This window comes from Frateuria flava (genome assembly GCF_017837635.1).
Taxonomy (GTDB): domain Bacteria; phylum Pseudomonadota; class Gammaproteobacteria; order Xanthomonadales; family Rhodanobacteraceae; genus Frateuria_A; species Frateuria_A flava.
Map to the genome: position 1 here is coordinate 222,492 of NZ_JAGJRS010000013.1, position 11,604 is coordinate 234,095.

At 69.3% G+C, this 11,604-nt stretch carries 11 protein-coding genes; all 11 read right to left on the reverse strand.

The window, feature by feature from the left end; translation table 11 throughout:
* Positions 1-60: 60 nt before the first annotated feature.
* The 11 genes from J7I44_RS06340 to J7I44_RS06390 all read right to left on the reverse strand — a co-directional run bounded on the left by J7I44_RS06340 (position 61) and on the right by J7I44_RS06390 (position 11,575).
* A complete protein-coding gene (locus J7I44_RS06340; protein ID WP_209617592.1) occupies positions 61-735 on the reverse strand; it encodes a haloacid dehalogenase-like hydrolase in 675 nt (224 codons plus the stop codon).
* A gap of 4 nt (positions 736-739) precedes the next feature.
* Positions 740-1,534 (reverse strand): indole-3-glycerol phosphate synthase TrpC, encoded by a 795-nt coding sequence (gene trpC / locus J7I44_RS06345; protein WP_209617595.1) that lies wholly within the window; start codon positions 1,532-1,534, stop codon positions 740-742.
* Between the two features lie 81 nt (positions 1,535-1,615).
* Positions 1,616-2,662 carry an anthranilate phosphoribosyltransferase gene (gene trpD / locus J7I44_RS06350; RefSeq protein WP_209617598.1) on the reverse strand — a complete coding sequence of 349 codons (1,047 nt, stop codon included), beginning with the start codon at positions 2,660-2,662 and terminating at the stop codon, positions 1,616-1,618.
* On the reverse strand, positions 2,659-3,258 hold the full coding sequence (locus J7I44_RS06355; protein ID WP_209617601.1) for an anthranilate synthase component II: 600 nt from the start codon (positions 3,256-3,258) through the stop codon (positions 2,659-2,661). The genes trpD and J7I44_RS06355 overlap by 4 nt, the downstream gene beginning before the upstream one ends.
* Before the next feature lie 157 nt (positions 3,259-3,415).
* Complete coding sequence (locus J7I44_RS06360; protein ID WP_209617605.1) at positions 3,416-4,549, reverse strand: NAD(P)/FAD-dependent oxidoreductase; 1,134 nt, start codon at positions 4,547-4,549, stop codon at positions 3,416-3,418.
* Between the two features lie 58 nt (positions 4,550-4,607).
* Positions 4,608-5,867 (reverse strand): dicarboxylate/amino acid:cation symporter, encoded by a 1,260-nt coding sequence (locus tag J7I44_RS06365; RefSeq protein WP_209617608.1) that lies wholly within the window; start codon positions 5,865-5,867, stop codon positions 4,608-4,610.
* Complete coding sequence (locus tag J7I44_RS06370; RefSeq protein ID WP_209617610.1) at positions 5,864-6,628, reverse strand: L,D-transpeptidase family protein; 765 nt, start codon at positions 6,626-6,628, stop codon at positions 5,864-5,866. Before J7I44_RS06370 ends, J7I44_RS06365 begins: the two co-directional genes overlap by 4 nt.
* Positions 6,629-6,958: 330 nt before the next feature.
* Positions 6,959-7,810 carry a MurR/RpiR family transcriptional regulator gene (locus J7I44_RS06375; protein WP_209617612.1) on the reverse strand — a complete coding sequence of 284 codons (852 nt, stop codon included), beginning with the start codon at positions 7,808-7,810 and terminating at the stop codon, positions 6,959-6,961.
* Positions 7,810-8,907, reverse strand: coding sequence for a dipeptide epimerase (locus J7I44_RS06380; protein ID WP_209617615.1), 1,098 nt, complete (start codon positions 8,905-8,907; stop codon positions 7,810-7,812). The genes J7I44_RS06375 and J7I44_RS06380 overlap by 1 nt, the downstream gene beginning before the upstream one ends.
* A 95-nt stretch (positions 8,908-9,002) precedes the next feature.
* On the reverse strand, positions 9,003-10,403 hold the full coding sequence (locus J7I44_RS06385; protein ID WP_209617618.1) for a C40 family peptidase: 1,401 nt from the start codon (positions 10,401-10,403) through the stop codon (positions 9,003-9,005).
* Between the two features lie 20 nt (positions 10,404-10,423).
* Positions 10,424-11,575 carry a DUF819 family protein gene (locus J7I44_RS06390; protein ID WP_209617620.1) on the reverse strand — a complete coding sequence of 384 codons (1,152 nt, stop codon included), beginning with the start codon at positions 11,573-11,575 and terminating at the stop codon, positions 10,424-10,426.
* Between the last annotated feature and the right edge of the window lie 29 nt (positions 11,576-11,604).

Sequence of the window (11,604 nt, forward strand, 5' to 3'; positions counted from 1 at the left end):
CGCGAGGGCGCAGTACGGCGCGACCCTGCAAGCCCCGGCCCGGCGCGGAGCCGGTGCGGGTCAGTGCCAGGCCACCCGCTCGAGCGACCGGCCCAACGCCCGCTCGATCCGCTTGCACAGCTTCGGCGTGCCGTTGACCAGCACCGGTTCGGCCGCGGCCTTGAGCATGTGCAGGTCGTTGAACGAATCGCCATAGGCGCGCTGCCAGGCGGGCACGCCGTGCGCGGTGAGCGCCTTGAGCTTGCCGGCGCCGATGTTGTGGTGCGCCAGGCGCAGGCCGAAGGGACCGGGCTTGAGTCGGGAGGCGACCACCTCCACGCCGACGAGCCCCAGCTGCGCAAGCAGGCTCTCGACGAGCATGTGCTCGCAACCGGTCACCACGATCACCCGCTCGCCCGCCGCCTGGTGTCGACGCAGCGCGCGCACGCCGTCGCGGCAGAACTGGCCGGGACGTCGCACCAGCTCGCCAGCGAATGCATCGATCACGGCGCGGTAGCGCTTCTCGTCCAACCCGAGCAGCGCGATGTGCACCAGCGGCCGGCGCAGCCGACGGGTCAGCGGCCACAGCAGCATCAGCCCCGGCAGCGCCAGCAGGGCGAGCAGCTGGCGCCAGGTCGAGCGTGCATAGCGCTCGCGGATGAACAGCTCATAGGTATCGGCGTGAGTAAGCACCCCGTCGAAATCGAACAGCACGACCGGCGGTGCGTCGGCGGCGGGGGTGTCCTGCCCGTCCATGGCATCAGGCCGCGAACAGCCGCTCGAGCGCCTGGCCCGGGTCCCCGGCCCGCATGAACGCCTCGCCCACCAGGAAGGCGTGGATGCCTGCCTCGCGCAGGCGCGCCACGTCCTCGCGCGTGTGGATGCCGGACTCGGCCACCAACACTCGGTCGTCGTCGGCCATGCGCGGCTTGAGCGCGAGCGAGGTGTCCAGCGTCGTCTCGAAGCTGCGCAGGTTGCGGTTGTTCACCCCGATCAGCGGCACCGGCAGGGCCAGCGCACGCTCCAGCTCCGCGGCATCGTGCACTTCGCACAGGACATCCAGGTCGAGCTCGGCGGCCAGCAGCGACAGTTCCAGCAGTGCGGCATCGTCCAGCGCCGCAACGATCAGCAGGATGCAGTCGGCGCCGATCGCGCGGGCCTCGTACACCTGGTAGGGGTCGACGATGAAGTCCTTGCGCAGCAGCGGCAGCGCACAGGCCTCGCGCGCCTGTTGCAGATACGCCTCGCTGCCCTGGAAGAAGTCCCTGTCGGTCAGCACCGACAGGCAGGCCGCGCCGCCCGCGGCATAGCTGCGCGCGATCGCGGCCGGATCGAAGTCGGCGCGGATCACGCCCTTGCTCGGGCTGGCCTTCTTCACCTCGGCGATCACCGCCGGCAGGCCGGCGGCGAGCTTGTCCTCGATGGCGGCGGCGAAGCCCCGGGTGGGCGGCAGGTCCTCGATGCGCGAGGCGAGCTCGGCCAGCGGCAGCGCGGCGCTGCGCTCGGCGATTTCCTCCGCCTTGCGGGCGAGGATACGTTGCAGGATGTCGGTCATGGCGTCGAACGGTAAGAGCGCAGCTGTGCGCGGAAAGCCAACGGGGCGGCTGCCGGGCGCCGGGCGCGCACGAGTGCGCTCCTACATGGCGAGCCGGCGCGTCGCGGCGATGAATTCCACCATTTTCGCATGCGCGGCGCCGCTGGCGATGGCCTGGCGCGCGAGCGCGATGCCTTCGTCAATGTCACCTGCCACACCCGCGGTGTAGAGCGCCGCACCGGCGTTGAGGCAGACGATGTCGTGCGCCACGCCGGCGCGGCCGCCGAGCGCATCGAGCAGCATGGCGCGCGACTCGTCCACGCTTTCCACCCGCAGGTTGCGGCTGGAGGCCATCGCCAGGCCGAAGTCCTCCGGCTCGATCTCGTACTCGCGCACCTCGCCGCCGCGCAGCTCGCCGACCAGCGTGGCCGCGCCCAGCGAGATCTCGTCCATCCCGTCGCGGCCCCACACGACCATGGCGTGCCGCGCGCCCAGCGCCTGCAGCACGCGCACCTGGATGCCGACCAGGTCGGGATGGAACACGCCCATCAGGATGTTCGGCGCGCCGGCCGGATTGGTCAGCGGTCCCAGGATGTTGAACAGCGTGCGCACGCCCATTTCCTTGCGCACCGGCGCGACCACTTTCATCGCCGGATGGTGGTTCGGCGCGAACATGAAACCGATGCCGGTTTCCTCCATGCACTGGGCGACCTGCGCCGGACCCAGATCGATCACCGCCCCCAGCGCCTCGAGCACATCCGCGCTGCCGGACTTGGACGACACGCTGCGCCCGCCGTGCTTGGCCACGCGCGCGCCGGCCGCCGCGGCGACGAACATCGAGGCGGTGGAAATGTTGAAGCTCGACGCGCCGTCGCCGCCGGTGCCGACGATGTCCACGAAATGCGGATGCGCCGGCGCGTCGACCCTGGCGGACAGCTCGCGCATCACCCGCGCCGCGCCGGTGATCTCGCCCACCGTTTCCTTCTTGACGCGCAGGCCGGTGATGATCGCCGCGGTCATCAGCGGACTGACCTCGCCGCGCATGATCTGGCGCATCAGCGCGATCATCTCGTCGTGGAAGATCTCGCGGTGTTCGATGGTGCGCTGGAGCGCCTCCTGCGGCGTGATCGAAATCTCGCGCGGACTCATGCAGCCAGCTTCCGCCGCGGCAGGCCAAGGAAGTTGGCGAGCAGGTCGTGGCCGTACTGGGTCAGGATCGATTCGGGGTGGAACTGGACGCCCTCGACCGGCAACGTCTTGTGTCTGAGTCCCATGATCTCGTCGATCGAACCGTCCGCGTGTTCGGTCCACGCGGTGACTTCCAGGCAGTCCGGCAGCGAGCCCTGTTCGACCACCAGCGAGTGATAGCGCGTGGCCTCGAACGGGTCCGGCAGGCCGGCGAACACGCCCTGCCCGCGATGGCGCACCGGCGAGGTCTTGCCGTGCATGATCTGCTTGGCGCGGATGACCTTGCCGCCGAACGCCTGCCCGATCGCCTGGTGGCCCAGGCACACGCCGAACACCGGAATCTCCCCGGCCAGCTCGCGCAGCACCGCCAATGACACGCCCGCGTCGTCCGGCGTACCCGGCCCGGGCGAAATCATGATGTGCGAGGGCTTCAGCGCGCGGATGCCGGCCACGTCCAGCGCATCGTTGCGCACCACCCGCACCTCCTGCCCCAGCTCGCCGAGGTACTGGACGAGGTTGAAGGTAAAGCTGTCGTAGTTGTCGATCATCAAGAGCATGGTGGATACGCGGCGACGGGCCAATCGGCATGATAGCCGGGCCAGGCGGCAGGCGCTTCAGGCGGGGCAACCCGCCAGCGGCCGCGGTGCGTTTCAGGCCATGCTGGACGCCGCCGCAGATCTGCATCCTGGCGGGACCTGGCAGCGGAAGTTCGGGTCACCGTCGCAGGCGCGCCGGATCGAGCATGGCCGGGGTTATGCCGGCCTGGGCCAGGTGCCCGGGCAACGGTCGCCCCAGTGCCAGGTTGGCGCAGCATTCGCCCATCGCGGCGCTGGTCTGGATGCCGTAGCCGCCCTGGGCGGCGACCCAGAAGAAGCCCGGGGCGTCGGGCGCGAAGCCGCCGACCAGGTCGCCATCGGCGACGAAGGAGCGCAGGCCAGCCCAGGTGCGGGTCGGGCGGCGGATTTCCAGGGTGGTGGCCTGCTCGATGTGGTGGATGCCCAGCGCGATGTCGTACTCCTCCGGCTGCACGTCGTGCGGATCGACCGGATCGGCGTTGGCGGCCGAGCCGAGCAACAGGCCGGCGTCGGGCTTGAAGTAGAACGTCTCGGCGATGTCGCAGACGAACGGCCAGCGATGCACATCCATGCCCGCCGGCGGCTCGAATACGAAGGCCGAACGGCGCTTCGGCTGCAGGCCCAGCGGCGCGACACCGGCCATCCGTGCGACTTGGTCGGCCCAGGCGCCGGCGGCGTCGAGCAGCAGCGGTGCGCGGTAGACGGTCTCGCCCGCATCGACTTCCCAGCCGGCGGCGGTGCGCTCGATCGCGCGGATGGCCACGTCCAGGCGCAGCTGTCCGCCGCGCGCGCGCAGGCCGCGCAGGAAGCCCTGGTGCAGTTCGTTGACGTCGATGTCGGCCGCGCCCGGCTCGTGCATGCCGATGTGCGCCGCCTCGGGCCTGAGCACCGGCACGCTCGCGCGCAGGCGGGCGGCGTCGTGCAGTTCGAGGTCGCGCGTGTACGGCAGGATCGCCTCGTACTCGGCACGCACCCGCTCGGCGTCCGCGGCGGTGCCGATCACGGTGGCGCCGCGGGGCGTCAGGATCGGCGCGCTGGCGAAGCCCACGGGCGGGTTGTCGAGGAACGGCCGAGTCGCGCGGGTCAGCGCGCGCACCTGCGGCGAGCCGTAGGTCTCGCTGAACAGCGCGGCCGAGCGGCCGGTCGAATGCATGCCCGCGTAGCTCTCGCGCTCGAGCACCAGCACGCGTGCGTGCGGCGCGAGGAAGTAGGCCACCGAGGCGCCGGCCATGCCGGCGCCGATCACGATCACATCGGTTTCGATCGATTGCATGCGCGACTCGTCTGAGGATTCCCTCCCCTGTGGCAGGAGAGGTGGGGAAGTAGGCGGCTTATCCGTTGTCCGCGTGCGTCGCCGGGGCGACCTCGCGCGACTGCCGCGCCACCACACTGGTGGCGGTCACGTCGGCGGTGACGTTGCCCAGGGTGGCGAAGGCGTCGGGCAGCGTGTCGACCGCCAGCATCAGGCCCAGCGGCCCGACCGGCAGGCCCATCGACTGGGCCACCGGCAGGTTGGTCGCGATGAAGGTGACCGCGCCCGGCAGGCCCACCGAGCCCAGGCTGATGACCACCGCCAGCACCGCGCCGGCGATGAGCTGGGTGGCGGACAGGTCGATGCCGTACGCCCAGGCGATGAACGCCGCCGAGGTCAGGTACTGCACCGGGCTCGTCAGGCGGCACAGGGTGACCGCCATCGGCAGTACCAGCGAGTTGACCTGCCTGGGGTAACCCAGCCGCTGCCCGGCGCTCTCCAGCATGGCCGGCAGCGACGCGAGCGACGACTGCGTGCTGATCGCCACCGCCTGCGGCGGCAGCAGCGCGCTGGCGAAGCGGCGCAGCTTCTCGCCGCCCCAGACCACGGCCACCGCGTACATCATCGCGGTCACCGCCAGGTACAGCACGATCTCCGCCAGCACGTACACGCCCAGCGCGCTCAGCATGCCCAGCCCCGAGCGCGCGCACACGCCCAGGATCAGCGCGAACACGCCCAGCGGCGCCACCCACAGCACCCAGCGCACGATCACGATCATGGCGTCGGCGATGGCCTGGAAGAATTCCACCAGCATCGCCCGGCGCGCCGGCGCAATCCGCGTAAGGGCGAAGCCCAGGAACAGCGCGAACACCACCAGCGGCAGCATCGCGCTCTGCGCGGCGGCCATGATCGCGTTGCTTGGGATCATCGCCACCAGCGCGGCCGACCAGCTCACCGGGCCGGTCTGGGCGGCCGTGCCGACGACCGCATGATCCAACGCGGTGCGCAGCGCCGGGTTGTGCGGGAACAGCGAGAACAGCGCCGGCGCGGCGGCGGCGGTGAACAGCGCGCCGAGCAGCAGCAACAGAATGAACACCACGATAGCGCGCCGCGCGATGCGTCCGGAGGCCGCCGCGTCGGTCGCCGTGTTGACGCCGACCACCACCAGCGCCAGCACCAGCGGCACCACGGTCATCTGCAATGCGTTGAGCCACAGCTTGCCGATCGGCTGCACCACGTCGGCCACCTGCGTGGCGACCAGCGGATTCCATGCCGCCAGGCCCAGGCCGAGGATGGCGCCGGCCGCCAGGCCGCCCAGCACGCGCGCGGTGGGGCTCATCGGGCGGCATCCCCGAGCGCCGGCAGGCGCCAGTCGGCCTGGAGCTTTTCATAGGCGGGCGTGGGAAGTAGCACGAACACCGGGTGGTCGTCCGGACGCAGCCAGGCCAGCAGGCGGTGCATCAACGACGGATCCATCGCCGTGCAGCCGGTGGTGGCATCGACCGGCGATTTCCACAGATGCGCGAAGATGCAGCTGCCACCCTGCGCACGCTGCTGCGGGTTGTGCTCGATCACGAAGCCCTGGGCGTAGCGCTGGTCGCCATGAACGTGGATGTCGCGGCGCATCGGCTCGGTCGAACCCTCGACCGCCTTCTCGCCCACCACCTTGGCGTCGACGATGCGGTTGTACTGCGGCGAGCCGCTGACGTCGACGCAGTAATCGGTGGCACTCAGCGCGCGGTAGGGCATGGCGGTATCGGCGTTGGCCGCGTAGCCGAACGCCTCGCCGATGTCGAACACGCCGGCCGGGCTGCGCAGGTCGCCCTCGCGCTTGACCGGGCCGTCGTGTCGCGGCGCATTCAGCCCCAGGCCCCAGGCGGCCCCGGCCTTGCCGAGGGTGACCGGCGCGGCGGTTCCGATTTCCTTCCAGGCACCGGCCGTGCGCGCGTAGGTGCGCAAGATGCCGTGGTTGACGTTCCAGCTGGGCGTGGTGACCACGACCATCTGGCGGGCGTCGGACCAGGCGGTGGATTCGTTACTGGCGGCGAGAGCGTTGCCGACGAAGGCGAGCGCGAAAGTCAGCAGCACGACGTTGCGCATGACCGGGATACTCCTGAGGTGAGGGGGGATGCCCTTCGACTCCGCTTCGCTACGCTCAGGGCGAACGGTTGCGATGACGTTTTCGATGCCCGCTTGCGCTGTTCGGCTTTTCCTGGCCGGTCGCGCTGAGCGTAGGCCACAGGCCGAAGTCGAAGCGCCTGCCGTAACCCCCAAAGGCGAATCGCTCTCCCGTCGGCAGAGGGTGCCGACAGGCGGGTGAGGGTCCGGGCGGAGCGGGGTGCGCGCGCTGGGCGGACCCTCTCCCCAACCCCTCTCCCGGGGGGAGAGGGGCTCAAGGGCTGCAGCCCCGGGAACGTCTGCGCGGCCACCTTAAGGCTCCAGCATCAACTGGATTCGCTCCAGGTTCGCCAGCAGCTGCGCATGGCGGTCGTCGTGGCTTTCGCACAGCAGCACGAACACGCAGTCGAGCAGGTGCTGCAGCGCCGACTGATACAGCAGCGGCTGGATGTAGGGCCGCTCGTCGTGCGCGCTGACCAGCAGCTGGATGTCGGCCAGCGTGCGCAGCGGGTTGGCGGTGTGCCGCGTGACGGTGATCACCTGCCCGCGCCGCTCGCGGAAGTAGCGTGCGATCTTGCACAGCGCCGGATGGTTGCCGTGCTCGGAGAACACCAGCAGCACGTCGCCGGCGCCGGCGGCGGAGACGTTCGCAGTCATCCGCGCGGTGTCGAAGTTGTGCACCGTGAGGATGCCCAGCAGCGACAGCCGCAGCGCGAAGTTGCGCGCGTAGATGTCGTCCTCGCCCAGGCCGATGATGAAGACCTTGCCGGCGCGCCCGGCCTGCTCGATCGCCGCGGCGATCGTGTCGATCACTTCGGGCGGATTGATCAGCCGCGTCGCCTCTTCGGCTTCCGACTTGCGCCGCCACAGCGCGCCGGGGCCCTCCTCCTGGCCGCTGCCGGCGCGCTCCATCGCCGGTGCATCGCCGTTGTCGGCGCGCGCGATCGCCTCGCCGACGGAATACTTCAGGTCCGGGTAGCCCTTGAAGCCGAGCTTCTGGGTGAACTTGACCACGCTGGACTGGCTGATCCCCAGCGCATTGGCCAATTGCTGCGAGGAGTAGTCGCGCAGCAGGTGCGCATTCTCCAGGATGAAGTCGGCGATGCGCCGCTCCACCGCCGACATCTGGTCGCGTTCCGAACGGATTTTGACCAGCGGGGACATCAGTCCGCGATCCTCTCCAGGCCCCTGATCTCGCGGATGCCGAGGCCCGGGGCGTCGGTCACGGAGATTTCCGATTCGTTGAAGATTACCCCACCGTCGACCGGGTTGAACTGCGCCAGCGAGGGGCCGTCCAGGTCGATCTTGCTGATCGCGTCGGCGCGCGCCACCGCCACGTGCACGGCGGCGGCCACGCTGATCGAGGTCTCCAGCATGCAGCCGATCATGCAGTCGATGCCGTGCAACTGGGCGATGTCGGCGATCTTGATCGCGTTGGAGATGCCGCCGGTCTTCATCAGCTTGATGTTGATGATGTCGGCCGCGCGCATGCGGATCAGCTCGATCACCTCCATCGGGCCGAACACGCTCTCATCGGCCATCACCGGGGTGTGCACCCGTTCGGTGACGTAACGCATGCCTTCGAGGTCGCGCGCCTTGACCGGCTGCTCGACCAGTTCCAGCTTGATCCCGGCTTCTTCCAGCGTCTGCAGCGCATAGACGGCCTGCTTGGCGGTCCAGCCCTGGTTGGCATCCAGGCGCAGCAGTGCGCGCCCCTCGACCGCCGCATAGATCGCCTTGACCCGCTCGATGTCGACGCCGATGTCCTTGCCGACCTTGATCTTCAGCGACTCGAACCCGCGCTCCACCGCCGCCACCGAATCGGCCACCATCTTGTCGATGTAGTCCACGCTGATGGTGATGTCGGTGGTGATCACCGGATCGCCGCCACCCAACAGCTTGTACAGCGGCGCGCCGTAGAGCTGGCCCCACAGGTCGTAGAGGGCGATCTCCACCGCGGCCTTGGCGCTGGAGTTCTTCTCCATCGAGCCCTGCACCAGGTGGGTCAGGCGGTTGAGGTTGGCGATGTCCTGGCCGATCAGCCGCGGCGAGATGTAGTGGCGGATGGCATCGACAATCGAGCCGTGCGTGTCGCCCGTAATCACCGCGGTGGCCGGCGCCTCGCCGTAGCCGACCTGGCCGGTGTCGGTGTGCACCATCACCACGATGTCCTCGACCTGGTTGACGGTGCGCAACGCGGTCTTGAAGGGTGTCTTCAGGGGCACCCGCAGCATACCGAACTGGATGTCTGTGATCTTCATGATGTTCTTGGTCTTCTGTAGTCCGTAGGGTGGGCTTCAGCCCACCGGCCCGTTCGCGGCGGCGTGTGGTGGGCTGAAGCCCACCCTACGAACGCTCAAGGCCGCATGCGCACGATGCTGGTGACGTGGTCGATGAAGGTGGAGTCCTTGCCGTAGAGCATCGGAAGCAGCGGCGTCACCGAAACGGCATTGAGCTTGACGTGCGCCGTGGAGCCGTCGGCCTTGCGGTAGCTCATGCCCAGCACGTCGTGGATCACCCACGGTTGCCCTTGCCACTGGCCCAGGGACATCATCACGTGGCCGGGGATGTAGATCAGGTCGCCGAGCTTGAGGCTCTCCGCCGCACGCAGGCGTTCGGCGTGCGTGCTGTCCTTGCCGAACGTTTGCTTGGCGAAGGCCGGACTTACCCCCTGGCTGGAGGTATTGCGCGGCATCTGCAGGCCCATCGAGCGATAGACGTCCGAGACGAAGCCGGAGCAGTCCCGCCCGTCGTAGGCATGGCCCCAGCCATAGCGCTCGCCCAGGAACTTGAATGCCTGGGTGATCAGGTTGCGCGGCGTCAGCGGCAGGTAGTCGGGCGCGGTGTCGGCGTTCTTCTGTATCAGCGCGGGACTGAAGGCGAGCGAGCCGTCCGCCTTGCGCACCGGCAGCTCCACCACGTGCGCGGCGTAGGGCGTCTGGCCGTTGACCGGCTGGTCCGCGGCCAGGTCGGTGAGCACCGGCACGCGCGTGCCCATGTCCAGTTCGACCTGCGAGACGGCCGGCGCTTCGCGCGTGTAGACCGTATGGACCTTGGCGCCGGTGACGACCCGGTACGGCGTCTTGTCGACGTAACCGAACACCGCGTCCTTGCCGCCTTCGGCGATGTTGCTCGCCTCGGTCCAGGCCGCGTAGCGCGGGCTCACCACGAACAACCAGCGGCCGTCGCGGCTGGCATGGGCGATCACCACCGGCGTGCCCGGGAACTCGGCGGTCTCCTGGAAGCGGTCGATGTCGGTATCGCCCGGTTCGCGGAACACGCGCAGCGTGGTCGGGAAGGTGCGCAGCGCGGCGCGGCGCACCACCATGCCGTAGCGCGTGGGCTGGCTGGCCGGGATGGTGTCCAGCGCGCGGGCATCGATGATGCCTTTCACTGTCGCAGCCGGCACCGGCCTGCCATCGACGTCGTAAAGCGTCTTGGACGGCGCATCGGCCAGCTCCTCGATCCAGCCGCGCACCTGCGCGCCACTGAGCGTGGCCGGCAGCTTGCGCAGTTCGTGCATCGAGGTGTCCTGCGCGAACAGCCTGGCGTTCTGCGCCTCGATCTGCTGGCGGCTCAGGATCACTTTGTCCGGCTGCGGCTGCAGGCCGATCCAGAACCCGGGGGTGAGCTGCGCCTCGCCTACGCCGAGTACGCCCGAGGGCGGCACCGGCAGCGTCGAAACCTGGTCGCGCGCATGCAGCGGCGTGGCTGCCAGCAGCAGGGCCAGCAGCGCCGAAGGGAGAACAGTTCGCATGGTCGTGGTCCTCATGGCCTTCACGGTCCCGCCAGCGTCGACATGATCGACGCCACCAGCAGGCCGAAGCCGGTGCCCAGTATGTAACCCAGCAGCGCGAGCAGGATGCCGACCGGCACCAGCGCGCGCGAATAGCTCGCCGCCAGCACCGGCGTGGCCGCCACGCCGCCGATGTGCGCCAGCGAGGAAATTCCGCACAGATAGAGATCGAACCGGAACAGCTTGGCGAAACCCACCAGCAACACCGCATGCACGGCGATGACGGTGACGCCGCAGAGCAGGTAAAGCGGCGCCGCGCCGATGCCGTGGAAATTGCTCTGCGAGGCGAGCACCGCCACCACGCTGATCAGCAGCGCGCTGGAAATGGTGCCCGCACCGGGATAGCGCGCCAGCGGTGTGTGCGCTACCACCAGCCCGCCGGCGGTGGCGAGCAGGATGGTCCAGGTCGTGGCGCTGATCATGGTCGAGGTCGGCAGGTAGCCGGCCAGCCAGGCGCTCAGCGCCGCGACCGCCAGCGCGAGCCCCAGCCACAGCAGCACCGCGTCGGAGGTGGTCGGCCCGCTCGCCTTCGCCTCGGCCACCGGCAGGTCGCCGGTCGATTTTGCCTTGGTCCAGCGGTTGAACGCCGGCGCCAGCCGCGCCACCGCGAACAGCACCGCGACCCAGGTCGAATAGCACAGCGCGTCGGTCAGCAGGCTCATCGCCAGGTGCTGGTCGGACATGCCGATCGCCTGCTTGACCGCGATCATGTTCGCCGTGCCGCCGACCCAGCTGCCCGACAGCGCCGCCAGCGGATGCCAGGCATCGCCCGGCAGCCAGCGCTTGTAGAGCAGGAAGGTGGTGATGAAGGCGATGAACAGGCTGATCGAGGTGCAGGCGAACACGCCCAGTACCCGCGGCCCCAGCTTGAAGATCGCGCGCAGATCGCAGTTGATCATCAGCAGGAACAGCAGCGCCGGCACCATGTGCGATACCAGCATCGACTGCGCGGTGCGGATTTCCTCGTTGACCTGCCACAGCCCTGACACCGCCAGCGCGGTCACCAGCAGGTAGGTGAAGACGATCGGCGGCAGCACGTTGAACACGCGCCAGCCGGTGCGCCGCTCCAGCGCCGGAAACAGGCCGGCGGCCAGCAGCATCACGGCCAGGTACGGCCATACCGTGTGGATCACGCGCTACCCCTCGTGCGTCGTGTCAGGAA